The following is a 24,934-nucleotide window of genomic DNA, read 5'->3' as shown; positions in this document are numbered from 1 at the left end:
CCCGACCCGAGGAGCCGCCATGCCCACCCCGTCGACGAGTCGCCTCCTGACGGCCGCGCTCACCACCGTGGCGCTGCTCGCCACGGCCGCGGTGAGCGCGTGCGGCGGGTCCGCCGATGCCGGCGGCACCGCGCAGAAGCTCCGGATCGGCTACCAGCGCTTCGGCGGGCTGAGCCTGGTGAAGGCGCGCGGCGCGGCACCGGAGGTCGAGTGGTCGCTGTTCGAGAGCGGGCCCGCGCTCACCGAGGCGCTCAAGGCCGGCTCCATCGACATCGGGCAGACCGGCGAGGCACCGCCGGTCTTCGCCGCCGCCGGCAAGATCCCGTTCTCCGTCATCGGCACCTCGGCGCCGATCCCGCAGGGTGAGGCCGTGCTGGTCAAGGCCGACCGGGGCTACCGCAGCTTCGCCGACCTCAAGGGCAAGACGGTGGCCCTCAACAAGGGCTCCAACGTGCACTGGCTGCTGGTCCGGTTACTCGAGGCGAACAACATGACGCTGAAGGACATCCAGGTCAAGTACCTCAAGCCCGCCGAGGGTCGGCCCGCGTTCGACGGCAACCAGATCGACGCCTGGGTGATCTGGGACCCGTACTTCGCCCTGGCCGAACAGCCGGGGGTCCAGGTGCTCGCCGACGCGACAGGCCTGGCCAGCAACCGCGAGTACGTCCTGGCCTCGCCGAAGGCGGTCGACAAGCGGTCGGACGAGATCCGGGCGTTCCTGCAGCGCTACCGCGAGGTGACCGACTGGGGCATCGCCCACCCCGAGGAACGCGCCAGCACCCTCGCGCCGGAGCTGAAGATCCCGCAGGACGTCACGAGCCGGGCCCTGGCCCGCAGCGCCAAGCCCCTCGCCCCGGTCACCCCGGCGATCGGCGACGAGCTCCAGGCGATCACCGACAGCTTCATCGCCCTGGACCTCATCCCGGGGCCTGTCGACCTCCGCTCGCGGGTCGACGACCGGTTCAGCGCGGTGTTCGAGTGAGCCGGACGACGCTCGTCGAGGCGCCCGACGAGGTCACGGCGGCGGCGCCTGTCGTACCCCGTCGTCAGCGGCCGGCCCGGCGCTGGCGACGGGTGGTGAGCCCGGTGGTGCTGGTCCTGGGCTGGGAGTTGGCCGCGCGGACCGGGCTGCTGGCGGCCGAGAAGCTGCCCGCACCGAGCGACGTCCTGGCCACCGGGTGGCGGCTGAGCCGGGACGGCACACTCGCCGTCCACCTGCTGGACTCCCTCACCCGAGCCGGGGCGGGCCTGCTGATCGGCGGTCTCCTGGCCCTGGTCCTGGGCACCGTGGCCGGGCTGCTGCGGCTCGGCGACGACCTGGTCGACCCACCGGTGCAGATGGCCCGGATGCTGCCGCACCTCGGGCTCGTCCCGTTGCTGATCATCTGGGTCGGCATCGGTGAGTCACTCAAGATCAGCCTGGTGGCGCTCGGCGCGTTCTTCCCCATCTACTTCAACACCTACGCCGGTATCCGGGACATCGACGAACGGCTTGTCGAGGCGGCCCGCACCTGCGGCCTGGGCCAGGCCGCCCGGCTGCGCCACGTGGTGCTGCCCGGCGCGCTTCCGTCGCTCTTCCTCGGCCTGCGGCTGGCGATCGGGGCGGCCTGGCTCAGCCTGGTCGTCGGCGAGCAGGTGAACGCCCAGACCGGGATCGGCTTCCTGATGATGGAGGCGCGCGAGTTCAGCCAGAGCGACGTGGTGGTCCTCGGCCTGCTCGTCTACGCCCTGCTCGGGCTGATATCCGACCTTGCGTTGCGCGTTGCGGAGAGGAGGATGTTGACATGGCGTCGCGGACTGCGGGCCACCTGAACGGCACCGAGCCGGTGCTGACCGCCCACGCGGTGCGCCGGGCGTTCGGGCCGACGGTCGTGCTGGCCGGGGTCGACCTGACCATCGCCCGCGGTGAGGTGGTGGCCCTGCTCGGCGGCAGCGGTTCCGGCAAGAGCACCCTCCTGCGGATCCTCGCCGGGCTGGACGGCGAGGCCGGCGGGACGAGCGTCGTGCACGGCACCGCCGCCGTGGTCTTCCAGGAGCACCGGCTGCTGCCGTGGAAACGCGTGGCCGACAACGTCGGGCTCGGGCTGTCCGGCGCGGACGGCCCGGGGCGGATCCGGCGGGCGCTGGCCGAGGTCGGTCTCGCCGAGCGGGATCGCGCCTGGCCGGCCGAGTTGTCCGGCGGGCAGGCGCAGCGGGTGGCCGTGGCGCGGGCCCTGGTCCGTGAACCGGACCTGCTGCTGCTCGACGAGCCGTTCGGTGCCCTGGACGCGCTGACCCGACTGCGGATGCAGATCCTGCTGCGCCGGCTGCGCGCCGAGCACGGCTTCGCCGCCCTGCTGGTCACCCACGACGTGGAGGAGGCACTGCTGCTCGCCGACCGGATCCTGCTCCTCGACGAGGGCCGCATCGCCGCCGAACTGCCCGTCGACCTGGGCCCCACCCGTACGCCGGACGACCCGGCCTTCGGCGCGCTGCGCCGCCACCTGCTCGACCGACTCGGCGTTCCCACCACCTGACGAGCGGAGCTGCGATGACCCGCTGGACCCCCGACCCCACGTTCTACCCCTCGCCCCGAGAGGCGGTGACCGCACCGGCGGAGAAGCTCGCCTACGTGGCGGCCTTCGACCGGGCGGCAAGCCGTCCGGACGCCATCGCTGTGCTGGACACCGACCCCGACTCCCCCGACTACGGCCGGGTCGTCGGCTGGACCGACCTGCCGTACGTCGGTGACGAACTGCACCACTTCGGCTGGAACGCGTGCAGCAGCGCGCTCTGCCCGACCGCCCCGCACCCGCACGTCGAGCGGCGCTACCTGATCGTGCCCGGCCTGCGGTCGTCGCGCATCCACGTGCTCGACACCCAGCCCGACCCCCGTCAGCCGCAGGTCGTCAAGGTGATCGGGGCGGAGGAGCTGGCCAAGCGGGCCGGCTACTCGCGGCCGCACACCGTGCACTGTGGCCCGGACGGCATCTACCTCTCCGCCCTCGGCGGCGCGGACGGCGAGGAGGGCCCGGGTGGCATCGCCATCCTCGACCACACCACCTTCGAGGTCCGCGGGGCTTGGGAGGCCGACCGGGGGCCGCAGTTCCTGGCGTACGACGTGTGGTGGCACCTGACCCAGGACGTGCTCGTCACCAGCGAGTGGGGCACCCCGTCGATGATCGAGGACGGCATCATCGGCGAGTTGCTGCTGGGCCGGCGCTACGGGCACGCCATCCACTTCTGGGACCTCGCGAAACGCCGACACGTGCAACGGGTCGACCTGGGTGATGCGTACCAGATGCCGCTGGAGTTGCGGCCGGCGCACGACCCGACGAAGTCGTACGGGTTCGTCGGGGTGGTGATCAGCGTCGAGGACCTGTCCGCGTCGATCTGGTTGTGGCACCGCGACGGGGACGCCTGGGCGGTCACCAAGGTGATCGACATCCCGGCCGAGCCGGCGGACCCGAAGGACCTACCCGACCTGCTCAAGCCGTTCGGGGCGGTGCCGCCGCTGGTGACCGACATCGACCTGTCCGTGGACGACAGGTTCCTCTACGTCTCCTGCTGGGGCACCGGGGAGCTGCGCCAGTACGACGTCAGCGACCCCCTGCACCCGGTGCAGACGGGTTCGGTGCACCTCGGCGGGATCGTCCGCCGGACCCCGCACCCGTCCGCGCCCGACGAGGCCCTCGCGGGTGGCCCGCAGATGGTGGAGGTCAGCCGGGACGGTCGGCGGGTCTACGTCAGCAACTCGCTCTACGGCGCGTGGGACGACCAGTTCTACCCCGACGGGGTGGGCGCCTGGCTGGCCAAGCTCGACGTCGACGTGGCCGCCGGCGGGCTCACCCCCGACGAGCGGTTCTTCCCGCACGGGGAGGAGTTCCGGGGCCTGCGGGTGCACCAGACCCGCTTGCAGGGCGGTGACGCGTCCTCCGACTCGTACTGCTTTCCGTGACCGTCACCACCCTGGCGACGCTCGCCGCGCTCGGCGCGTTCCATGGTCTGAACCCGGCGATGGGGTGGCTGTTCGCGGTGGCCCGCGGCCTGCAGGAGCGCGACCGGTCGGCGTTGCTGCGCGCCCTGCCGCCGATCGCGGCGGGGCACCTCGCCTCGGTGGCGATCGTCGCGGCGTTGGTCGCCGCGACCCGGTCGGTGACGGCGAGCACCGCCCTCGCGGTGGTCGGCGGGGTGCTGCTCGTGGCCTTCGGGCTGTGGCGGCTGCTCTCCGAGCGGCACTTCCGCTGGGCGGGGATGCGGCTGTCGGCGGCGCAGCTCGCCGGTTGGTCGTTCCTGATGTCGTCGGCGCACGGGGCGGGGCTCATGCTGTTGCCGGTGCTGGTGGCCGAGCCGGTGCCAGGGGATCACTCCGGGCACCTGGCCGCCGCGCCGGTGGGCGCGCTGTCCGGCCTGGCGGCGGCCGGGGTGCACACCGTGGCCATGCTCGGCACCGCCCTGGTGGTGGCACTGCTGGTCTACCAGGTGCTCGGGGTGGGCGTGCTGCGTCGGGCCTGGTTCAACGTGGACCGGCTCTGGGCGGGGGTGCTGGTGGCCGCGGGGTTGGTGACGCTGATCCGGGCGTGACCATCCATCGTGGAAACGTCCGATGTGTGATCTCATGGCCTGGTGATCACTCCCACTCCCCTCATGCGCCTGGTGGCCGGTGTGTGGGGCTTCAAGACACTCGCGGCCGGCGTCGAGCTGGGTCTGTTCACCCGGTTGGCCGGCGGTCGGACGATGACGGTCGAGCAGGCCGCCGCCGAGTTCGGGCTGCCCGACCGACCCGCGGACCTGCTGCTGGCGGCAAGTGCCTCGCTCGGGCTGCTGGAGAAGGCCGGCGACGCGTACCGCAACTCGGAGTTGGCCGAGCAGTTCCTGGTCGAGGGTCGCCCGTACTACTTCGGTGCGCAGGTCCGCTACTCGGACCTACGCACCTACCTGCCCTGGCACCGCATCGGCGACGCGCTGCGCACGGACCGGCCGTTGACCTGGGACCCGGAGGCCCAGCAGTCGATGTTCGACACCGCCGACCCGGAGATGCTGGCGCAGTTCTGGGACGCGATGTTCTCCACGTCCAGCTTCACCGCGAGCGCGTTGGCCGACGCGTACGACTTCTCCGCGCACCGCCGGCTGCTCGACGTGGGCGGCGGTGCCGGCGCGTTCCCGATCGAGTTCTGTCGCCGCCTGCCCGACCTGCGGGCGACGGTCCTGGATCTGCCACACGTCTGCGTACGGGCCCGGGAGCGGATCGCGGAGGCCGGCCTGACCGGGCGGATCGACGCGGTGGCCGGCGACTTCCTCGCCGACCCGGCGCTGCCGGGCGGGCACGACGTCATCCTGCTCAGCATGATCCTGCACGACTGGGACGAGCCGACGAACCGGGAGCTGCTGGCCCGGTGCCACGCGGCGTTGCCGCCCGGCGGGGCGATCGTCGTCTGCGAACTGCTGCTCAACGACGAGCGCACCGGGCCCCCGGAGGCCGCCCTGATGGGGATGAACATGCTCGTCGAGACCGAGGGCGGCCGCAACTACTCGGGCGCCGAGTACGCGGCCTGGCTCACCGACGCCGGCTTCGTGGACGTGCGGACGGTGCCGTTCGACGCGCCCGGCGCCAACGGCGCGGTGGTGGCCCGCCGGGCCTGAACGCGGACGACACCCGGCCCCGGGTGCGAAACCATGGGCCGGGTGTCGCAGCGCCGTGCTGGCGCTGGCGTCCGAGCGGCTACCGGTACGGGTCAGGCGCGAGCCTTGGCCGGCTGCTTCATGAAGTCCATGATCGCCTTGTTGACCTCGTCGGCGTGGGTCCACGGGATGCCGTGCGGCGCGCCCTTGAGCGTGACGAGCTGGCCGGTGGGCATCATCGGTGCGAGCCGCTGACCGGTCACCGGGTACGGCAGCACCCGGTCCTGGTCACCCTGGACGATCAACACCGGAATGTTGATCTTCGGCAGGTCGGGGCGGAAGTCTTCCTGCCAGGCGTCCACGCTGTCGTGGGTGGCCTTGCCGGAGGCCATCGCGCCGATCTGCCAGTGCGCCCGGTACGCCTCCTCGCTGACCCGCTTACCCATGTTCTGGTCCGGGTTGAAGAACGCGTCGCAGAAGGACGTCAGGTAGGCGAAGCGGTCCTTGATGATGGCGTCCTGGAAGCCCTTGAAGAGGCCCCGGTCGACGCCCTCCGGGTTGTCGCTCGCCTTGGCCAGCATCGGTTGCAGCGGGCTGAGCAGCACGGCCCGGCTCACCCGTTGCGAGCCGTAGTTACCCAGGTAGCGGACCACCTCGCCGGTGCCCATCGAGTGACCGACCAGGGTCACCTCGTTGAGGTCCAGCTCGGTCATCAACACGTCCAGGTCCGCCGCGAACGTGTTGTAGTCGTACCCGAACGCCGGCTGCGCCGAGTTACCGAAACCGCGTCGATCAATGGTGATCGTCCGGTATCCGGCGTTGAGCAGCGCGGTGGTCTCCTTCTCCCAGGTCGCGCCGTTGAACGGGAAGCCGTGGATCAACACCACCGGCTTACCGGAACCGTGATCCTCGTAGTACAGGTCGATGGGTGCGGAGTTTTCCGTCCCCACGGTGATGAAAGGCATGTCTACTCCTGCTCCGGTCTGGGCTGTCGGACGCCCCGCGCTTTCCCGCCCGGCCACCGGATATGCGGCCGGTCAGATCGGCCCGAACAGCAGGAAGAGGGGTTTCCCGACCCTCCCGCGCCGTCCTAACCTCGGAGGGTGAAACTTCCGCCCCGGCTGCGGGCCGTCAGTGACCTGCACGTCGGGCACCCGCACAACCGCGCGTTCGTCCAGCAACTGCACCCGGACAACCCCGGCGACTGGCTGCTCGTCGCCGGCGACGTCGCCGACCGGTTCGCCGACATCGAGTGGGCGCTCGGGCTGCTGAGCAGCCGCTTCGCCCGGGTCGTCTGGGCACCGGGCAACCACGAGCTGTGGACGCCACCCCGGGACCCGGTCACGGTGCGCGGCGAGGAGCGCTACCGCGAGCTGGTGCGGATGTGCCGACGGCTGGGGGTGCTCACCCCGGAGGACCCGTACCCGGTGTGGGACGGCGACGGCGGCCCGGCCACCATCGCCCCGCTCTTCGTGCTCTACGACTACACGTTCCGGGTGCCCGAGGCGCACACGCGGGAGGAGTCACTGGCCCTGGCGTACCGGGCCGGGGTGGTGTGCACCGACGAGACGCTGCTGCACCCCGACCCGTACCCGAGCCGGGAGGCCTGGTGCGACGCCCGGGTCACCGAGACCGAACGCCGGCTTGCCGAACGCGACCCGGCGCTGCCGACGGTGCTCGTCAACCACTACCCGCTGGTGCGGGAACCGACCGACGTCCTGCGGTACCCGCTGTTCGCCCAGTGGTGCGGCACCGTCCGCACCAGAGACTGGCACGTGCGCTTCGACGCGGCCACAGTCGTCTACGGGCACCTGCACATCCCCCGCACCACCTTCCACGACGGGGTGCGTTTCGAAGAGGTCTCCCTCGGCTACCCCCGCGAGTGGCAACCCCGAGGGCCCGTGCCCGACCCGGTACGCACCATCAACCCGGCAGACGACGTACGCCGACGCTCGTCCGTCAGCGGCTGAGCCCGACACCGAGGAGCACCTCGACGGCCTCGGACACCGAGTCCACGATGACGTCCGGCGCAGGCCCGACGAACGCCCACGAGTCGGGCCGACGCTTCGGCTGCAACCAGATCGTGAGCAGCCCCGCCGCATGGCCACCGGCGATATCGAGAACGAGGTTGTCACCGATCATCCACCCGCTCGGGCCACAGCCGCTTCCACAACGTTCAGCGGCGAGACGGAAGATCTCAGGGTCCGGCTTGCGAATACCGACGTCACCAGAGACGCACCAACCGTCGACAAGCTTGTCCAACCCGGTCTTGCGAATCTTCCCCAGCTGGTTGTCTGGCATCCCGTTGGTCACGACACCAATTCGCCAGCCTCCACGACGTAGTCGCTTCAAGGCATCTACGTCGTCCGGGTGACACGACACCAGCTCAGGCATCCGGCGGCGGTACTGCCCCCACAACTGCTTCGGCGGTGCGGACAGGTCGAACGTCTGACAGACGGTCGCGAAGAAGCTGTCCATCGGCCCCGAGTGGTGCGCGTCAGCCATGAGCAGGAAAGTCAGCGCGGCCTCATCGAGCCCTTGGGCGACGACAAACTCCTCCGCCCACGCCAGAAATGCCCTGTCACGATCCACCAGTGTGTCGTCAAGGTCGAACAACGCCAGCGGCTGCACACTTCGAACGATAGCCATACGTGCCCCGGAGCGGAACACGATGCACGTTCCGGCTCGCCTCGTCCACATAACGCGAGATCTTGGACAGTTTCCGTCGTCGTCGAACGGAAAGTGTCCAAGATCTACGGATCACCGCGCCTCGGCCTCCGACAATCCGAGGCGGCTGGCGACCCGCCGCCGCATCCGGACCTGCACGCTCGTTCGCAGCCGAAGCTTACGCTCCCGCGAACACCCGCACGCCTCGAAACCCTCGTAACCCAGCCCTGCCCCGAGACTGCCGCTCTACCTTGGCGCCGATCTTGCAGTTTCGGATGTTGATTCAGGCAGGATGCCCCTTTTGCTGGGACAGAAAGTGCAAGATCGCGCGGAGGCCGGTCGATCATGGAGTTGTGGTGCCTGGTTTGGGGGCCAGGGGGGCGGTTTGTTACCCACCACAACTCCATGATCGACCGGGTGGTGCGGGGTTGGCGAGCGAGCTGGCCGGTCAGCTGGCGTAGACCTCCAGGGTGGACAACTGCCCTGCTGGCCAGCCCGTGTTGCCGGTTACGGTGATCCGCACGTGGCGGGCCTGGGTTGCGGTGAACGTCAGCGTCACCTGGTTGCCGCTGGCCGGGTTGAAGACCCGCCCCGCCGAGCCGACGAGCGTGCCGAAGCTGCCCCCGTCGGTGCTTCCCTGCACGGAGAGCGTCTGCGTCCGCGTCGCCCAGGCCGACGACGGCGGCAGCTTCAGCACCACCCGCCCGACCGTGCGCGTCGCGCCCAGGTCGACCTGCACCCACTGCGGGAAGGCGTTGTTGTTGCTCTCCCAGTAGCTGTTCGCGTCACCGTCGACCACGTTGCCCGACCCGTAGCTCTGGACGTGGCCGCTCTCGCTCGTGGACCGGCCCCGGGCCAGGTCCGCGTTGGCCGCGGCGTCCGTGGTGACGGTGACCGCCGAGGACGCGCTGGAGGTGTTGCCGGCGGCGTCGCGGGCGACGACCGTGAAGGTGTACGCGGTGGAGGCGCTGAGCCCGCTCACCGTCGCCGTGGTGCCGGTGACGGTGGCGACGACTGTGCCGCCCTGGCGGACCTGGTAGCCGGTCACTCCGGTGTCGTCGGTGGAGGCCGTCCAGGCCAGGGACACGCTCGTCGAGGTCTTGCCGGTGACGGTGAGGCCGCTCGGGGCGGTTGGTGGGTTGTCCGGGGTGGTGCTGCCCGCGTACACCTCGACCTTGGCAAGCTGGCCCGCCGGCCAGCCGGTGTTGCCGGCGATGCTCAGCCGGACGTAGCGGGTCGTGGTGGTCGTCAGCGTGCGGGTGACGGTGTTGCCGGTGGCCGGGTCGAAGGCGAACGCGGAGGCCCCGGCGATTGTCGAGAAGGAGCTGCCGTCGACGCTGCCCTGCACGGTGATGGTCTGGGTGCGTGCGCCCCAGCCGGAGGGCAGTCGTACCACCAGTTTGTTGACCTGGTGGCTCGCGCCGAGGTCGACCTGCCACCAGTGCGGGAAGGACCCGCCGCCGCTCTCCCAGTAGCTGCCGGCGTCGGAGTCCACCGCGTTCGACGCTGGGAAGGGGCCGTTCTGGCTGCTGGCCGAGGTGGATCGACCGGCGGCGAGGTCGCCGCCGGTCGGGGGTGGGGTGCCGACCATCGGTGGGGTGGGGCGGACCGGGGTGAGGGCGAGTTGTCCCTTGAGCATCCGGCCGCCGTCGGCGGTGATGCGCAGGTAGTAGTCGGAGGAGCAGGCGACGCCGTCCTCGTCGAGGGCGCGGATGTTCGCGCCGGCCGGGGTGGTGGCCTGGGTCTCGGAGGTCTTGGCGATCTGGTTGCCCTCGTTGTATTCGTCGTACATGGAGACGTACAGGCCCTGGGAGCCGAGCCGGACCATGTTGTAGATGTGCCGCCAGTAGAAGTCGCCGTGCTTGCGGTGGCCGCCGGCGAGGTCACCTGGCATCACACAGGGCAGGTAGTCGATGCCGCGTGCCGCGCAGTCGGCCATGTCGCCGACGTTGACGTTGTTGTAGTAGGAGTCCAGTTCCTCGACGGTCCTGGCCCGGTAGACCATCCACGGCGAGATCGCGTGGAACGCGTGGTAGACGTCGAGGAAGCCGGGGCGGGAGTCCTCGATGCCCTGCCGCCACCAGGTGGGGACGCCGCCGATGACGTAGCAGCCCTGGGCCTTGAACCAGTTGATGACCTCCAGGCAGGGCCCGGGGGTGAAGGGGCGGCTGGGCTCGCTGAAGCCGAAACCCCAGATGCAGACGACGGGTTTGCCGTTCTGCCGGGCGTACGCCGACGACGCGGTGTGCGCGGCCATCTTCGTCGTCCAGTCGGTCTTGATCTCCGACTGGAAGGTGAGCCAGTCGGTGACGTCGTACATGATGTAGAACTTGCGGTTGTAGCGTTCGGCGGCGGAGCGCACCTTCTGGGCCATCGCGTCGCGGGTCGGGCCCTCGTCGCCCATCGGGTTGAACCGTTGCAGGGCGGCGGTGTCGCAGCCATACTCCTGCATCCAGCGGAAGTGGGTGTCCACGGTCTGCTGGTCGTACGAGGAGAAGAGGGTGGCCGGCTGGCCGTTGCCCAGGTTGGGGTACGCGGTGGGGTAGCTGCGCGTGTACTCGCGCATGTCCGGCCAGGACACGATCGTGGTGTTGGCGGGCGACGGCGGCTGGAAGCGGTCGCGGCTCCAGTGCCACCACCCGCCGATCGGCGCGGAGTCGCCGGGAGCGCTGAACCACCCCTGGTAGCCGACGGTCACCTTGCCGACCACGTCCCCGGGGGGACTTGCGGCGTGCGCGGGGCTGGCCAGGTTGCCGAGCAGCTCGGAGCTGGAGGCGGTGGCGAGGGCGGACCCGGCCAGAACCGATGTGACGAACCTGCGGCGGGACACCGCCATGGGGACCACTCCTTCGGGACGGAAGGCATTGACGGCCATCGTGGCAGCAATGGATGCCGACCCGCAAGAGTTAGACTGTTCAATGAAATTCCTGATCAGATGACGGGAATTACGTGCTGGCAGGTCAGTGGCTGATGGCTTGCTCCAGCGCCCGCACCGGGGACAGGATCTGGCCGCCGGCCTGGCGGCGGCGGGCGTCGCGGACCGTCATCCGTACGCCCTCGGTGAAGCCGATCTTGGGGTACCACCCGAGCAGCTCCCGCGCCTTCCTGATGTCCAGCGCCATGTTGCGCACCTCCCCCGGCCACGGCAGCGGCTCGTAACGGGCCGCGTTGCCGACGCCGGACGCCTCCCGGACGGTGTCGTAGACCTCGTTCACGCTCGTCTGTCGACCCGAGGCGATGTTCACCATCCCCACCCCGGGGTGGTGACAGGCGACGGCGATCGCCTCGGCGACATCGCTGACGTGGATGAAGTCCCGGGTCTGCGTACCGTCGTCGTAGATCACCACCTGTCGGCCGCCGAGCAGCGCATCCGCCATCAGGGACACCACGCCGCAGTCGCTGCCCTCCTGCCGCGGCCCGTAGACGTTGCCGAACACCATCGAGGTGGACGACAGGCCGTGCTGACGGGAGTACCAGTCGAGGTAGTGAACGCCGGCGGCCTTGCTCACGCCGTACGGGCTCACCGGCGCGATCGGGTGGTCCTCGCGAACCGGCAGGTCGTGGGCGGCGACGCTGCCGAAGACGGCGCTGCTCGCCGCGTTGATGACCAGCCGTACGCCGCCACGGGCGCAGGCGTCCAGCACGTTGACCGTGCCGAACACGTTCACGTCGGCGTCGTACAGGGGTGACCGACGGGCCGCCGGGACGCTCGGCTGCGCGGCGAGGTGCACCACCACGTCCGGCTGCCACTGGTGGATGACCTCGACACCCTCGGGCGTACGGATGTCACCCGAGACGACGTCCGCCTCGGTCAGCCCTCCGTACGCGGCGTCGGCCAGGTTCTCGATCCGGCCGGTGGAGAAGTTGTCGAGCACCCGGACCTGGCTGCCCATCAGCATCAGCCGGGCGACCACGTGGCTGCCGATGAAGCCGGCCCCTCCGGTCACCAGCACGCGCCGGGGCATCAGGTCCGTCGGCGGGTCGACACCGACGGCGGGAACGGGCAGATCCATGGGGAACTCCTCGGAACGACGGGGCTGTCGGCCCACTGCGGCACCAGACGGCCGGGCACGACCGTAACCCACCAAACACCCAGCAAACGGACGTTTCACGCAACGATCTGGGCATATATGGGTGGTTCAAGACGAAGAGTCCCGTTTTTGCCAATCCGGGACTAATGGGGCATTTGTGACTAGTAGCTTACTCCCGGGGTGCTCGCCTGCATGCCCTCGAAGCACCTGACGGAGAAGGAGGTGTGCGCGTTGAGGAAGACCCCCGGTCCCGTCACCGCGGACTCGACTCCGTTGCCGGGCAACGACAACGCGAGCCCGCACGACCTCGCCACCACACCGAGATCCGAGGTGTCACAGCGCCCGGAGATCCCGCTGCAACTCCAGGAGCTGTTCGCCCGCTACGAGCAGACCACCCGGGTCGAGCAGCACAGACGGCGGGCCCGCGTGGTGGTGCTCGAGGCGAACGACACGGCCACGACGCCCGACCGCCTCGACGAGGAGTTCGACGTGGCCGTCCGACTCCCGGTGCCGACCTGCGCCGAGGAGTTCGCGCGGGTGCTGGCGAGCGTCCGCCCTCGACTCCTGCTCCTCAAGCACTCCCTGGAGAGCATCGACGACCGCATCGTCACCAGCTGCCTGAGTGCCGGTGTCGAGATCATGGTGCTGGCCCGACCCGTCTACGGCCTGCTGCGGGCGCCGGCCATGGCCCGCTTCGGCGGGCTGCCCTGGATCCGGCTGGGATCGGGCGCCGGCCGGCCCCGTGGCGAACGGCTGAAACGGTTCTTCGACGTCGGCGTGACCCTGCTCAGCGCCGTCGTGGTGGTGCCGCTGATCGCGGTGATCGCCGCCGTGGTGTCGTTCACCGGCCCACCGTTCTACCTCCAGCAACGCGTCGGCGCGGGCGGCCGGCTGTTCCGGGTCGTCAAGTTCCGGACCATGCGGGTCGGCGCCGAGCAGGCCACCGGGCCTGTCCTGGCCCTGCCGGACGACGCCCGGATCACCCGGCTGGGCCGCTGGCTACGGCGGTCCCGGCTGGACGAGGTACCCCAACTTTGGAACGTGCTGCGCGGCGAGATGAGCCTCGTCGGGCCCCGCCCGGAGCGACCGGAGTTCATCGCCGGCTTCACCCGGCTGCCCGACTACGACCTGCGGCACCTCATCCGACCGGGGCTGACCGGTATCGCGCAGCTCACCGGCGGGTACGCCGCCACCGTCGAGGACAAGCTCCGGTGTGACCTGCTCTACCTGAACTGCCGGTCGATGCGGGTCGACCTGGCGCTGCTCCTGCTGACCGTCGTCGAGCTGTTCCGGGGGTTCCCCCGTGGCTAGTACGGCCGACGCGGCCGGAACCCGGATCACCCGCAACACGGCAAGCATGCTGGCCGCGCGGGTGGTCATGGCGGTGTCCGGGCTGGTCTCGGTGCCGGTCGTCTACCAACGGCTCGGGCCCCGGGAGTTCGGGATCTGGGTCGTGCTCGCCGGCCTGCTGGCGATGGCCGCCCTGATCGACCTCGGGCTCGGCTCCGCACTGGTGCGCGAGGTGGCTCGGGCCGAGAGCGCGGCGGACCGGGACCTGGTACGCCGGCTGCTCGGGCTGGGGCTCGGCTGGGCCGTGCTGCTGGGCCTGCTCACCCTGGGGGCGCTCGGCGCCTGCTGGCCGTGGCTCGCCGGGCTGTTGCGCCTGGGTGACCTGGCCGACGAGGCGTGGCACGCCACCCTCTGGCTGGTGGTCGGCCTGGTGGCCGGTGCGGTGGAGCTGCCGTGGCGGGCCGTGCTCGAAGGGGGCCAACGGTACGGATCCCTCGCCGCGATCAGCGCCGGCACCGCGATCCTCGGCGCAGCCCTCGCCATCCTGGTGGTCCGCCTCGGCGGCGGCCTGGTGGCGTTGGCCGCCTCGGGCGCCGCGACCGGTGTGATCCGTACCCTCCTGCTCGCCGCGACGACCCGCCGCAAGTGCCCGGACCTGTCCCCCCGGTGGGGGCGCACGGACCTGGCCGACATCCGCCGGATCGGCGGCTACGGGCTGCGGGTGCAGGTGTCCAGTGGCGCCGGCATGGTCAACGTGGAGGTCGACCGTCTCGTCCTCGGTGGCGCCTTCGGCCCCGCCGTGGCCGGCGGCTTCGACCTGGGCAGCCGCCTGCTCAACCTGCTTCGACTGCCCCCGGGTTTCGCCCTCATCGTGCTCTTCCCCGCGGCGGTCGCCCGCACCGTCACCCGGGGCACCGGCTGGCTGGACTCGTTCTACCTGGCCGCCACCCGGTACCTCGCGCTGTTCCTCGCCCCGGCCACGGCGGCCCTGATGGTCAGCGCCGACCCGCTGGTCCGACTGTGGCTGGGGCACCAGGTCCCCTGGGCCGCGGCGAACATCATGATCCTCGCCCCCGCGTACGCCCTGAACCTGATCACCGGCGCGGCGACGATCGCCGCCCGCGCCGAGGGCCGGCCCGGCCTGGAGACCCGCTACGTGGTGCTCTCCGTCGTGCTCAACCTGGCCCTCACCGTGCCGTTGCTGCTGCTGTGCGGGCCGCTCGGCGTACCGCTGTCGACCGCTCTGGCGGTGGTGCTCAGCACCGGGTACTTCCTGGTCTACTTCCACACCGCAACGGCCCGGCCGCTGGCCCCGCTGGTGCGGGCGGTCTGGCCGCCACTGGCCGCGGCCGTCGCGGCCGGGTTGGTCACCGCGGCGGCCAGCCGGTACCTGCCGGACGGCCCGGGACGACTCGACGCCGCCCTCGCCGTCTCCAGCCGCACGGCGTTGACCCTGCTCGTCGCCGGCACGCTGCTTGCCGTCGGCGGACACGTGGGCGCGAGCGACCGGATGCGGCTGCACCGGCTGCTGCGCGCACCGGCCGCCGTGCTGTCACCGAGCACGGGAGGGCCACGATGAGCGTCGACCGTCGCACCGCCAGGTGCGTGGTGTGCGGGCCCCGGCAGGCCCACCGGCCCGAACTCGGCGGGCTGCTGCGCCGCTGCGCGGGCTGCGGCTTCGGCTGGACGGCGCAGGAGCAGGCCGAGAAGGACGGTCGCTACGACGAGGACTACTTCGCCGAGGGTGGTTACGACGACTACTTCCGGGCCGCGCCACGCCGTTTCGAGGCGCGGCGGCGACTGCGGTGGCTGCTCTCCACCGTCCGCCCCACCGTGCTGCTCGAAGCCGGTCCCGCCGGGGGGTACTTCCTCGAAGCCGCCCACCAGGCGGGCATCACCGCCAGCGGCATCGAGGTCAGCCACGCCGCCGCCCAGTTCGCCCGCGACCACCTGCACATGCCCGTACGCCAGGGCTACTTCGAAACCATCGCACCCACACTCACCGCCGACGTCGTCTGCGCCTTCCACGTCCTCGAACACGTCGAAGACCCCCGCGCCTTCCTGCACGCCGCCCACACCGCCCTCACCCCCGGCGGCTGGCTCGCCCTCGAAGTACCCAACATCGCCTCCGCCGCCGCCCACCGACTCGGCACCGACTGGCCCGCCATCGCTCCCGCGTACCACCGGTGGCACTTCACCCCGGACACGCTGAGCCGGATGCTCGTGGAGTCCGGGTTCCGGGTGATCTCCCACGACACGGTCTTCTCCCGGTTCTACTGGCAACCGGCGGCGCGGCTGCGCAACGCCCGCGACCTGCTTGTCGCCGACGTCGCGGCCAGCCGCTCGCCCCGGGTGACACACCCACGACTCGGCGACCTGTTGCGGATCTTCGCCCGCCGCGACGACCGGGCGGTGTCGTGATGGGCGCCCCGCTGCTGTCGGTGCTGCTGGTCAGCTGGAACACCCGAGACCAGACCCGGCAGTGCCTGGAGTCACTGGCGTCCACCGCCGACCCGGACCTGGACTACGAGGTGGTGGCCGTGGACAACGGTTCGTCCGACGGCTCCGCCGAGATGCTCGCCGACCAACCCCGGGTCCGGCTGATCCGCAACAAGCACAACACCGGGTTCGCCGCCGCGGTGAACCAGGCGTACCGCCGGGCGAACGGGCAGTTGATCCTGCTGCTCAACAGCGACATCCGGTTCCACCCGGGCGCGCTGTCCCGGTTGGTCGACCACCTGCGGGAACGGCCGGACGTGGCCGGGGTCAGCCCGCTGTACCTCAACCCGGACGGCACCTTCCAGCAGCACTACGTCCAACAGCCCAGCTTCGTCGCCACCATCGCGCTGGTGACCGCGCTGCGCCGACTGCCCGGATTCCGTCAGGCGCTGCACCGGTTCCAGATGCGGGGCGAGGACTTCAGCCGGCCCCGGCAACTCGCCTCGGGCAGCTGCATGCTGCTGCGCCGCAGGGTGCTGGGACAGCAGACCATCTTCGACGAGACGTTCCCCGTCTACTGGAACGACGCCGTCCTCGCCCGGCAGCTCGACCAGGCCGGGCACCAGCTGTGGATGCTCCCGGACGCGGTGGTGACGCACAGCCGTGGCGCGTCCTGCCGGCTGCTCGGGCCGACCATCCGCTTCCGACACCTGCTGGGCAGCCTGGTCGGGTACCTGCGGCTGACCCAGCCCCGCTACCGGTTGCCGCTGTTCCGGGCCGCACTGCTCGCCGACCACCTGGTCAAGCGACTCTTCGGTCGATCCGTACAGCTGGGTCTTGGTGACCTGCTCGCCGCGCTGCGCGGCGACGTCGGCCCGCTGCCCGACGGTGACACCCGCGACTGGGTGGTGCTGTTCAGCCGGACCCGATGGTCCGTCGACGGGCACTCGACGGTGCTGGGGCAGTTGGCGCCCGGGCAACGGTTGCTCTTCGTCGACCCGCCGGGACACCGGCCGCGCTGGCGGTGCGAGGTGACTCCGATCGGTTCGGCGGCCTGGCACGCCGTCGCGCCGACCGTGCTGCCGCTGGGTGGCTCGGTGCCGCTCGTCAACTGGGTCAACCGACGGGTCGCGGCCGGCGCGCTGCGGAGCTGGCTGGACCGGCACGCCGGCGCCCGCCTGCTGCGACTCGACGACGAGCGCGCCCGCCCGGTGCTCGGCCGCCTCGGCGAGGACGAGGTGCTGCCCGCCGCAGCGCCCCGAGCGATGGAGCGGACGGGCCGTGGCTGAGCACACCACCACCCTCCGACCGGCTGTCGAGACGATCGACCCGCCCGCCGACGACCGCGACTGGGTGGTCATCTTCAGCGGCACGCCCTGGGCGAACGGCGCCCACCGGCAGCACGCGCTGGCCCGCGAGCTGACCGTGGACCACCGGGTGCTCTTCGTCGACCCGGCCGGGCACCTTCCGCGCTGGCGGCCGGAGATCCGGCAGGTGACCGACGGCCTGTGGCAGTGCGACGGACCGGCCCTGCTGCCGTTCGGTCGGCACCTGCCCCCGGTCAACCGGGTCAACCGCTGGCTCGCCGCACGCCTGCTGCGCCGGTGGCTCCGGCGGCGGGCGGCAGCCGTACGACTGCTGTGGCTGGACGAGGACCTGGCCGCGCCGGTCGCCGCACGGCTGGACGCGGCGGCCGTCGTCTACGACGCCACCGACCTGGACTGGACGTTCACCCGGCCCTGGAACCGTTGGCACCTGCGTCGCGCGCTGCGCTCCGCCGTCGGCGCCGCCGACCTCGTCCTCGCCTCATCCACCGCCCTACCGGACCGGATGCCCGCCTGCGACCCGGCGCCGGTGGTGCTGGCGAACGGGTGCGACCCGGACCGCTTCGCGCCGGACGGCCCGGTCGCGCCCTGGCTGCTCGGCCTGCGCCGACCACTGATCGGCTACAGCGGGGCGGTCGACACCCGGGCCTTCGACGCCGACCTCGTCGCCGCGGTGGCGCGGGCCCACCCCGAGTGGACGTTCGTCCTGATCGGGCCGTCCACCCGGGCCGGCCGTGCCCCGCTGGCCGGCCTGTCCAACGTGGTGCTCGTCGACGCCGTCCGCTTCGCGGACGTGCCGGGCATCCTGCGGGCCTGCGACGTCACCATCATCCCCTACCGGGTGGGCGGGCTGATCGACTACGTGCACCCGAAGAAGTGCTACGAGTACCTGGCCCTCGGCAAGCCCGTCGTCGCGACACCGCTGCCGGCGCTGGCCGCGCTCGCCGACACCATCACCCTCGCCGCCGACCCGTCGAGCTTCGCGGCGGCGCTCGCCGACGCGCTCGACCGCGCCGGAGCGCCGGAGGACGCCGCCCGACGCCGGGAGGTCGCCACCCGCAACAGCTGGTCGGCGCGGGGCGTCCAGCTGCGTGCCCTGGTGGCGGGGCTGCCGCGATGAGGGCGCCGATCGTCGCACCCGGTGTGGTGCTCGCCGGTGCCGGGCTGGGCGCGGTGGTCTCCGGGGTCACCCTGCTACCCGGGCCGGTCGGCCTGGCCGCCGCCATCGGAGTGCTGTGCGCCGGCGCGTTCCTGCTCTGGCCCTGGGCCGTGCTGCCGGTCGGCATCATCGGCGGCGCGGTGGTCGGCGCGGTACTCAGCGGCGGCGACGTGCGCGGCTACATCGCGGTGAAGGTGCTGCTGCTGGCCGCCGGCGGGGTCGCACTCGTGGTGCGGCACTGGCTGGGGGTGGAGAAGCGCGGCCGGCGCACCGTCGCCGACGTGGGCATGCTGGTGCTCGTCGGTCTGACAGTCGTGGCGGCCGCCTACGGTCTGGCCGTCGGAAACCTTCCGGCGGAGGTGCTTGTCGCCGCGTACCAGGTGGCCACGATCCCGGTGTACTTCTTCGTCGCCACCCACACCCTCACCACTCCCCGTCGGATCCTGGCCGCCGGCATCCTGTACGTGGTGCTGGCGGGGGTCTTCACCGCCATCTCGGTGACGGCACCGGGGCGGCACGGCGGGCTGATCACCCTCATGGCGATCCCCGCGCTGATCTGGGTCGCCGGCCGGGTGCGGGGTTGGCGTCGGGCCGGCGCCCTCCTGCTCGGTGGGTTCTTCGCCGTCGACGTGCTCCTCGCGTCGTACCGCGGTATCTGGCTCGCCGCGGCGCTGACCGGGCTGCTCATGCTGGTCCGCGGCGGCCGCACGGTCCGCGCCGGCCTGGCCGCCACCGCCGTCGCGGCGGTCGCGGTGGCCGGGATCCTCGCCCTGCAACCAGGAGTACGCGAGCGGGCCACAGAGATCAGCAAGGGGTTCGAGCAGTCCGCCGGTTACCGGGGCGTCGAATCCGAGGTGGGCCTGGGTGTGTTCGCCGACCAGCCGCTGGTCGGGGCCGGCCTCGGGCAGACCACCCAGGACATCTACCTGTCCGGCTTCACCTTCACCGACGTCGGGCCGGTGTACCACGCCTTCTACGTGACGGTGCTCGCCAACCTCGGGCTGGTCGGCCTCCTGCTGGTCCTCTGGCCGATCCTGCGCAGCATCCGCGTCGGCCTGCGGGCTCGGGACGGCGTCGCGCTGCCGTTCGCGGCGCTCTCCTGCGGGTTCCTGGCCGCCGCCCTCTTCGCCGCGCCGACCGACGGGCACTGGGAGCTGGGCCTGCTGCCGGCACTGACCCTCCTCACGGCGCACCACGAGGGCGTACGGCGGCGACGGCTGGCCCGGCCACCGCTGCTGCGCGGCGCCCTGGCCCGAACGGGAGTGGCGGCATGAGAGCAGCCGACGCCACCGCCGTGGTGGTCACCCACAACTCGGCGCGGCAGATCGTCGCCGCCCTGACCGCGCTACGGCAGGCGCGGGTGCCGGTGCGGTTGGTGGACAACGCCTCCACCGACGGCACCGTCGACCTCGTCCGGCAGCGCTTTCCGGAGGTGACGGTCCTCGCCAGCGCCACGAACACCGGGTTCGCCACCGCCGTGAACCGGGCCGCCGCCGGGGTCGACACCGACGTGGTGCTCCTGGTCAACCCGGACTGCGTGGTCGCCCCCGGCACGGTGGCGGAACTCGTCCGGGTTCTGCGCGACCGACCGTCGGTGGGCATCGCGGGCCCACGGCTCGTCGACGCGCACGGCCGGGTGGCGATCAGCGCCCACCGCTTCGAATCCCTCGTCACCGTGCTGGCCAGCCGGTTCGGTGGGGCGTTGGTGCCGGTTCCGCTGCGGCGGCTGCTCAGCGGCCGGCAGCGCCGGGCCGCGTACGACGCCTGCGTGCGCGGGGCGCGACCGGTGGCCGTGGACTGGCTCTCCGGCGCCTGCCTGGCGGTGCGGCGCGAGCTGTTCGAGGCCATCGGCGGCCTCGACGAGGGCTACTTCCTGTACTACGAGGACGAGGAGCTGTGCCTCCAGGCGGCCCGACGCGGGGCCGAGGTGCTCTACGTGCCCTCGGTGAGCGCTGTGCACACCGGCGGCGCGAGCAGTTCCGACCCGGCCTGGATCTGGCCCCACCTGTACCGCAGCATGCTGCGGTTCTTCGCCCGCCACCGAGCCGGCACCCTGCGTGCCGTACGCGGCGCGGTGCTGTTGCGGGCGCTGATCGGTATCGGACTGGCCGGGGCACGGATGCCCCTGCAACCACGGGCCGGGACGGCCCGACTGCGGGCCTGGACCCGCGTCGGCCGCATCGCGGTCAGCCGACCTGAGACGAGAGGAGGAGCGTGATGCACGTCCTGACAACTGTTGTCGGCAAGCGCACCGAACACTGGACGGACCTGTTCGACGTCCTGTGCGACCAGCCGGACGTCACCCTGACCGTGCTCGCCGCGGACGTGTCCCCGGGGACCCGACGCGAACTGGCCCGGCTGGCCCGCCGGCACCGCCGACTGCGGTACTACGTGGTCCCGCACCTGCTCGGCGAGTCGGTGACCGGGCACATGGCCTCGGTGCTGTTCCGGCTCCCCGGACAACACGACGTGACCACCGCCCGCCCGGACGTCCTGCACGTCATCGGCGAGGCCGCGTACCTCACCACCTGGCAGGCCCTGCGGCTGCGGCAACGCTGCTGGGCCGGGGTGCCCACCACGTTGTACGCCGCGCAGAACGTGGTCACCCGCTTTCCGGTGCCGTTCCCCCGGATCGAGCGGCAGTCCTACCTGTCCGTCGACCACGCCTTCCCGATCACGCCCGCGGCGTTGAACGTGCTGCGGATCAAGGGTTACCGGGGCCCGGCCACGATCGTGCCGCTCGGTGTGGACACCCGCCGGTTCCGCCCACAGCCCGCCGAGCCGGCCGCGCACCCGTTCACCGTCGGGTTCGTCGGGCGGTTCGAGCCGCACAAGGGCGTGGGCGACCTGCTGCGCGCCGCCGAGCTGATCGACTGCGACGTGTCACTCGTCGGCGACGGCAGCCTCAGCGGCGAGATCGAGCGGGCCGCGGCGCGCCGGCCGGGCCGGGTGCACCGGCACGGCTGGGCCGGGCACGCGGAGCTGCCCACGCTGCTCAACGGCATGGACGTGTTGGCGATGCCGTCGGTCGAGGTGGTGCAGCGCAACACCCTGCCGTGGATCGGCATCCCGCTGCGCGAGCAGTTCGGCCGGGTGCTCGTCGAGGCGATGGCGTGTGGCGTACCCGTCGTCGGCAGCGACGTCGGCGAGATCCCGTACGTGGTGGGCGACTCCGGCCTCGTCTTCCCGGCCGGCGACGTCCCCGCACTCGCCGCCCGCCTCGCGCGACTGCGCGACGACCCCGCACTCGCCGGACAGCTCGCCAACCGAGGGTTGTCCCGCGCCGGCGCCGAGTTCGGCTGGGACCGCATCGCCGACACCCTCTGCACGACCTGGCGCGGACTGCGGTCCCCGACCCGGTCCCTCCGCACACCGCCCGCCGAGGCCGGGCACCCAACCAGAGAGGCGATCGCCTGATGAGCGCGTCGATAGATGTCAAAGGTCTGCTCGGTGCCTCCTGGCGCCGGGTGGGCGTGCCGCTGCTCGGCCTGTGCGCGGGCCTGGCCGCAGCCCAGGGAGTCACCCAGCTCCTTCCGGCCCGCTACGAGGCGGAGGCCAGCGTGCTGGTCAGCGCCGAACAGACCGACGAGGACCGGCCGGTGGACCTGACCCTCGCACAGAACCTCACGCCCACCATCGCCCGCCTGGTCGGGTCTCGGGAGGTCGCGCTCGAAGCGGCGCGGTCGCTGCAACTGCCCGAGCGGGCGGTGGTGGGCCACGTCAGCGGCGAGTACGAACTCGGGCTCCAGATCATCACCGTGCACGCGAGCGCCGGCACCGGTACGCAGGCCGCCGCGATCGCGAACGCCGCCTCCCGGGCCGTCAGCCAACAGCTGGGCCGGCTGGACATGGGCGGCTCCACGAGCATCAACGCCCGGGTGCTCGACACCGCCAGCCCGCCGGCGCGGCCGGCGTTCCCCAAGCCGCTGCTCAACGGCGTGCTCGGGGCCCTGGCCGGGCTGCTGGCCGGCTGGGGCGCGACCATTCTGCGCGACCGCTTCGACAGCCGGCTGCGCGACATCGGTCAGATCGAGGCGCGCCTGGGCCTTCCGGTGGTCGGGGTGCTGCCGAAGCTGCCGCGCCGGTTCGCCCGCCATCACGCCGCCGCGCTGTACGCCCGCACCGACGTCGCCGACGCGGTACGCGCCGCGATCTCCACGCTGAGTGTGCTCACCGCTCCCCTGCCCCGTCGGCGGTTGTTGGTCACCAGCGCCCATGACGACGACGGCAAGGCGCTGGTGACCGCCCTGCTCGGTCTCGGCATGGCCGACGAGCACTGCCGGGCCACGCTCGTGGACGGGGCGGTACGGGACCCGGTGCTGTCGGGCCACTTCCCGGACGCCCCGCACACCTGGCAGCAGGTGCTGGCACAGAAATCCCCGCCGGTGCGCCTTGTCGACTTCCCCACCCTGACCGTGCTGCCGGCCGAGCCCCGCGAGGGCGCCGACACCGAGGCCCTGCACGAGTTGGGTGGGCTGCTCAACGCGCTTGGCGAGGACGAGGACTGCGTGATCGTCCACGCGCCGCCGATCCTTGCCGGACGGGAGATCTCGGCGTTCGCCCAGCACGCGGACGGCGTGCTGCTGGTCGTCCGCGCCGGGCGGACCGACCTGGACGTCAGCACCCGGGCGGCCCGGCTCGTCCAACAACTCGGGCTTCCGTTGGCCGGTGTCGTGGTGATCGGGGCGGTGTCCCGGACGGACCACCGGCCGAGCAGCGAGCAACCGGCCCTGGTGCCGGGCGCGAGCCCGGATGCCCTGGCGCTGCCGGCGACGAAGGCGGGCGCCCAGGGCGCGGTGATCCGTGAGCTGGTCAGCGCCCTGGTCGAGGACAAGTCCGGGCCACCCGGACGACACCGCCGGCAGAGCCAGAGCACTGGCGAGTCGGCCGCGGCCGGCAGGACTGTGGAGGGCACGACGGTGCAGGGCACGACGGTCGAGCGCACGCCCGTCGAGCGCACGCCCGTCCAGAGCGCGACGCCCGACCGGGAGCCGATCGCGGGTACGACGACCGCGCGTGCCCCGGTCGCCACCGTGCCGGCGCCCGCGCAGGCGCCGGCCCTGCCGACCCGGATCGAGGACGCCGTCACCGAGCCGAACCCGCGGGTGACGGACGTCCCGGACCGGCCCGAGCAGGTGCCGACGCCCACCGCCCAGCCCGAGCCCGCGGGGCCGGCCTGGGGCGGCGCTCCCGCCGCGTCGGGTGTGCTCGGTCGGCCGTTGGCCCGGCCCGAGACGCCCTGGCGACCGCCGGTGGCGGAGGCGACGCCACGGGAGCCGTCCCGGGAGGCCCCGACGGGCAACCTGGCGAACCACTGGCCGGTCTTCGGGCAGGAGCTGCTGGCCGCCGGGCGGCCGAGCGCGGAGCAGCCCTCCACCGGGTCCATCGTCCTGCGCCGGGCCGTGGCCGTCGGCGACGCCGACCGCTGGGGCTGACGACGACCGGAGCAACGCCCGCCATCCGCCGAGCCGACCGCACGAGACACCGACAAGGAGATCAACCGATGAGTGAGATGTTGGTACCGACACAGGCGACCGAACCGTCGCTTGACGACCCCCGCGCCCTCTACTGCGACCTGCTGAAGAAGGCCTTGACCCGGTACGTCTTCCGTGAGACGTGGATGCCCTACCAGCCCCGCCAGGGGTCCCTGCACGGCAAGATCCTGCAACGCGGTCGGCACCTGCTGCAACGGAAGGGTCTGGAGTTGGTGCTCCAGTTCCCCTTCGACGCGGAGGCGCGGGCCACCGGCCGGGACTGGCCGCCGGAGGCGGAGACCATGATCGGGCTGCGTCGGTTGGACAACCTGGAGCGGTGCGTCAAGGACGTGCTGGAGCGGGGTGTGCCCGGTGACCTGATCGAGACCGGCGTGTGGCGGGGCGGGGCGGTCATCTTCATGCGCGGGATGCTGCGCGCCTACGGCGACCGGGACCGCGCGGTGTGGGTCGCGGACTCGTTCCGCGGCCTGCCGAAGCCGGCTCCGCACCGGGTCGAGGACGTCGAGGACGCGCTCTGGCAGGTGCCGTTCCTGGCCGTGTCGCTGGAGCAGGTGAAGGCGAACTTCGAGCGGTACGGACTGCTCGACGATCAGGTCCGGTTCCTCAAGGGGTGGTTCTCGGACACCCTGCCGACCGCGCCGGTGGAGCGGATCTCGGTGATGCGTCTGGACGGGGACCTCTACGACTCGACGATGGTGGCGCTTCGCTCGCTCTACCCGAAGCTCTCCGTCGGGGGCTACGTGATCATCGACGACTACCACGCGGTACGCGGCTGCAAGCAGGCCGTCGACGACTTCCGCGCCGAGCACGGCATCGTCGACGAGTTGCACCAGGTGGACTGGACGTGCCGCTACTGGCGGCGGTCGCGCTAGACCCGCGTCGACGGAGACGGCGGGTGGGAGATCCGAGGATCTCCCACCCGCCGTC

Annotated in this window: 21 protein-coding genes; 17 read left to right on the top strand and 4 right to left on the bottom strand. The window is 71.9% G+C overall.

The genetic code is table 11. The features are described from left to right. Positions 1–19: 19 nt before the first annotated feature. Genes ACWER9_RS08140 through ACWER9_RS08115 form a run of 6 tightly spaced genes read left to right on the top strand, consistent with a single transcriptional unit; the run spans position 20 to position 5,622 of the window. Entirely contained in the window at positions 20–982 is a 963-nt protein-coding gene (locus tag ACWER9_RS08140; RefSeq protein WP_452301123.1) for an aliphatic sulfonate ABC transporter substrate-binding protein, read from the top strand. Continuing rightward, positions 979–1,812, top strand: a complete 834-nt coding sequence (locus tag ACWER9_RS08135; RefSeq protein WP_452301122.1) for an ABC transporter permease — start codon at positions 979–981, stop codon at positions 1,810–1,812. The genes ACWER9_RS08140 and ACWER9_RS08135 overlap by 4 nt, the downstream gene beginning before the upstream one ends. Then, positions 1,785–2,516: an ABC transporter ATP-binding protein gene (locus tag ACWER9_RS08130; protein ID WP_452301121.1), complete on the top strand. Its 732-nt coding sequence runs from the start codon at positions 1,785–1,787 to the stop codon at positions 2,514–2,516. The genes ACWER9_RS08135 and ACWER9_RS08130 overlap by 28 nt, the downstream gene beginning before the upstream one ends. Positions 2,517–2,530: 14 nt before the next feature. Further along, positions 2,531–3,937 carry a selenium-binding family protein gene (locus tag ACWER9_RS08125; RefSeq protein WP_452301120.1) on the top strand — a complete coding sequence of 469 codons (1,407 nt, stop codon included), beginning with the start codon at positions 2,531–2,533 and terminating at the stop codon, positions 3,935–3,937. Continuing rightward, entirely contained in the window at positions 3,934–4,563 is a 630-nt protein-coding gene (locus ACWER9_RS08120) for a hypothetical protein (RefSeq protein ID WP_452301119.1), read from the top strand. Before ACWER9_RS08125 ends, ACWER9_RS08120 begins: the two co-directional genes overlap by 4 nt. A gap of 42 nt (positions 4,564–4,605) precedes the next feature. Continuing rightward, positions 4,606–5,622 carry a methyltransferase gene (locus tag ACWER9_RS08115; RefSeq protein WP_452301118.1) on the top strand — a complete coding sequence of 339 codons (1,017 nt, stop codon included), beginning with the start codon at positions 4,606–4,608 and terminating at the stop codon, positions 5,620–5,622. Positions 5,623–5,714: 92 nt separating this feature from the next. Here ACWER9_RS08115 and ACWER9_RS08110 read toward each other — a convergent pair whose 3' ends face one another. Next, positions 5,715–6,566, bottom strand: a complete 852-nt coding sequence (locus ACWER9_RS08110) for an alpha/beta fold hydrolase (protein ID WP_452301117.1) — start codon at positions 6,564–6,566, stop codon at positions 5,715–5,717. Between the two features lie 138 nt (positions 6,567–6,704). On the opposite strand from ACWER9_RS08110, the gene ACWER9_RS08105 reads away from it, so the two are divergent. Beyond that, complete coding sequence (locus ACWER9_RS08105; protein ID WP_452301116.1) at positions 6,705–7,571, top strand: metallophosphoesterase family protein; 867 nt, start codon at positions 6,705–6,707, stop codon at positions 7,569–7,571. Here ACWER9_RS08105 and ACWER9_RS08100 read toward each other — a convergent pair. The 3 genes from ACWER9_RS08100 to ACWER9_RS08090 all read right to left on the bottom strand — a co-directional run bounded on the left by ACWER9_RS08100 (position 7,561) and on the right by ACWER9_RS08090 (position 12,281). After that, a complete protein-coding gene (locus ACWER9_RS08100; RefSeq protein ID WP_452301115.1) occupies positions 7,561–8,232 on the bottom strand; it encodes an HAD family hydrolase in 672 nt (223 codons plus the stop codon). The genes ACWER9_RS08105 and ACWER9_RS08100 overlap by 11 nt on opposite strands. Positions 8,233–8,716: 484 nt before the next feature. Further along, positions 8,717–11,104: a galactose-binding domain-containing protein gene (locus ACWER9_RS08095; RefSeq protein WP_452301114.1), complete on the bottom strand. Its 2,388-nt coding sequence runs from the start codon at positions 11,102–11,104 to the stop codon at positions 8,717–8,719. Between the two features lie 124 nt (positions 11,105–11,228). Continuing rightward, positions 11,229–12,281, bottom strand: a complete 1,053-nt coding sequence (locus tag ACWER9_RS08090) for a GDP-mannose 4,6-dehydratase (RefSeq protein WP_452301113.1) — start codon at positions 12,279–12,281, stop codon at positions 11,229–11,231. A 210-nt stretch (positions 12,282–12,491) separates the two neighbouring features. Between ACWER9_RS08090 and ACWER9_RS08085 the strand changes: the two genes are divergently transcribed. The 10 genes from ACWER9_RS08085 to ACWER9_RS08040 all read left to right on the top strand — a co-directional run bounded on the left by ACWER9_RS08085 (position 12,492) and on the right by ACWER9_RS08040 (position 24,879). Next, on the top strand, positions 12,492–13,610 hold the full coding sequence (locus ACWER9_RS08085; protein WP_452301112.1) for a sugar transferase: 1,119 nt from the start codon (positions 12,492–12,494) through the stop codon (positions 13,608–13,610). After that, the gene (locus ACWER9_RS08080; protein WP_452301111.1) at positions 13,603–15,168 is read left to right on the top strand and encodes an oligosaccharide flippase family protein; all 1,566 of its coding nucleotides are present in this window, start codon (positions 13,603–13,605) and stop codon (positions 15,166–15,168) included. The genes ACWER9_RS08085 and ACWER9_RS08080 overlap by 8 nt, the downstream gene beginning before the upstream one ends. Beyond that, positions 15,165–16,010, top strand: a complete 846-nt coding sequence (locus ACWER9_RS08075; protein ID WP_452301110.1) for a class I SAM-dependent methyltransferase — start codon at positions 15,165–15,167, stop codon at positions 16,008–16,010. Before ACWER9_RS08080 ends, ACWER9_RS08075 begins: the two co-directional genes overlap by 4 nt. Next, entirely contained in the window at positions 16,010–17,317 is a 1,308-nt protein-coding gene (locus tag ACWER9_RS08070) for a glycosyltransferase family 2 protein (protein WP_452301109.1), read from the top strand. Before ACWER9_RS08075 ends, ACWER9_RS08070 begins: the two co-directional genes overlap by 1 nt. Further along, positions 17,310–18,473: a glycosyltransferase gene (locus ACWER9_RS08065; protein ID WP_452301108.1), complete on the top strand. Its 1,164-nt coding sequence runs from the start codon at positions 17,310–17,312 to the stop codon at positions 18,471–18,473. Before ACWER9_RS08070 ends, ACWER9_RS08065 begins: the two co-directional genes overlap by 8 nt. Further along, positions 18,470–19,786, top strand: a complete 1,317-nt coding sequence (locus ACWER9_RS08060; RefSeq protein WP_452301107.1) for an O-antigen ligase family protein — start codon at positions 18,470–18,472, stop codon at positions 19,784–19,786. The genes ACWER9_RS08065 and ACWER9_RS08060 overlap by 4 nt, the downstream gene beginning before the upstream one ends. Continuing rightward, the gene (locus ACWER9_RS08055) at positions 19,783–20,730 is read left to right on the top strand and encodes a glycosyltransferase family 2 protein (RefSeq protein WP_452301106.1); all 948 of its coding nucleotides are present in this window, start codon (positions 19,783–19,785) and stop codon (positions 20,728–20,730) included. The genes ACWER9_RS08060 and ACWER9_RS08055 overlap by 4 nt, the downstream gene beginning before the upstream one ends. After that, complete coding sequence (locus tag ACWER9_RS08050; RefSeq protein WP_452301105.1) at positions 20,730–21,929, top strand: glycosyltransferase family 4 protein; 1,200 nt, start codon at positions 20,730–20,732, stop codon at positions 21,927–21,929. Before ACWER9_RS08055 ends, ACWER9_RS08050 begins: the two co-directional genes overlap by 1 nt. Then, entirely contained in the window at positions 21,929–23,947 is a 2,019-nt protein-coding gene (locus ACWER9_RS08045; protein ID WP_452301104.1) for a hypothetical protein, read from the top strand. Before ACWER9_RS08050 ends, ACWER9_RS08045 begins: the two co-directional genes overlap by 1 nt. A gap of 68 nt (positions 23,948–24,015) precedes the next feature. Further along, positions 24,016–24,879 carry a TylF/MycF family methyltransferase gene (locus tag ACWER9_RS08040; protein ID WP_452301103.1) on the top strand — a complete coding sequence of 288 codons (864 nt, stop codon included), beginning with the start codon at positions 24,016–24,018 and terminating at the stop codon, positions 24,877–24,879. The last annotated feature ends 55 nt before the right edge of the window (positions 24,880–24,934 follow it).

It is taken from the genome of Micromonospora sp. NPDC003944, assembly GCF_053605225.1.
Note: the sequence above shows the minus strand (reverse complement) of the source record. Positions and strands in the feature narration are given on the sequence as shown.

Coding starts and splice junctions, on each gene's coding strand:
- ACWER9_RS08075 (WP_452301110.1), top strand. CDS start 15,165: ATGAGCGTCGACCGTCGCACCGCCAGGTGCGTGGTGTGCGGGCCCCGG.
- ACWER9_RS08050 (WP_452301105.1), top strand. CDS start 20,730: ATGCACGTCCTGACAACTGTTGTCGGCAAGCGCACCGAACACTGGACG.
- ACWER9_RS08085 (WP_452301112.1), top strand. CDS start 12,492: ATGCCCTCGAAGCACCTGACGGAGAAGGAGGTGTGCGCGTTGAGGAAG.
- ACWER9_RS08090 (WP_452301113.1), bottom strand. CDS start 12,281: ATGGATCTGCCCGTTCCCGCCGTCGGTGTCGACCCGCCGACGGACCTG.
- ACWER9_RS08125 (WP_452301120.1), top strand. CDS start 2,531: ATGACCCGCTGGACCCCCGACCCCACGTTCTACCCCTCGCCCCGAGAG.
- ACWER9_RS08130 (WP_452301121.1), top strand. CDS start 1,785: ATGGCGTCGCGGACTGCGGGCCACCTGAACGGCACCGAGCCGGTGCTG.
- ACWER9_RS08070 (WP_452301109.1), top strand. CDS start 16,010: ATGGGCGCCCCGCTGCTGTCGGTGCTGCTGGTCAGCTGGAACACCCGA.
- ACWER9_RS08055 (WP_452301106.1), top strand. CDS start 19,783: ATGAGAGCAGCCGACGCCACCGCCGTGGTGGTCACCCACAACTCGGCG.
- ACWER9_RS08040 (WP_452301103.1), top strand. CDS start 24,016: ATGAGTGAGATGTTGGTACCGACACAGGCGACCGAACCGTCGCTTGAC.
- ACWER9_RS08060 (WP_452301107.1), top strand. CDS start 18,470: ATGAGGGCGCCGATCGTCGCACCCGGTGTGGTGCTCGCCGGTGCCGGG.
- ACWER9_RS08095 (WP_452301114.1), bottom strand. CDS start 11,104: ATGGCGGTGTCCCGCCGCAGGTTCGTCACATCGGTTCTGGCCGGGTCC.
- ACWER9_RS08045 (WP_452301104.1), top strand. CDS start 21,929: ATGAGCGCGTCGATAGATGTCAAAGGTCTGCTCGGTGCCTCCTGGCGC.
- ACWER9_RS08140 (WP_452301123.1), top strand. CDS start 20: ATGCCCACCCCGTCGACGAGTCGCCTCCTGACGGCCGCGCTCACCACC.
- ACWER9_RS08110 (WP_452301117.1), bottom strand. CDS start 6,566: ATGCCTTTCATCACCGTGGGGACGGAAAACTCCGCACCCATCGACCTG.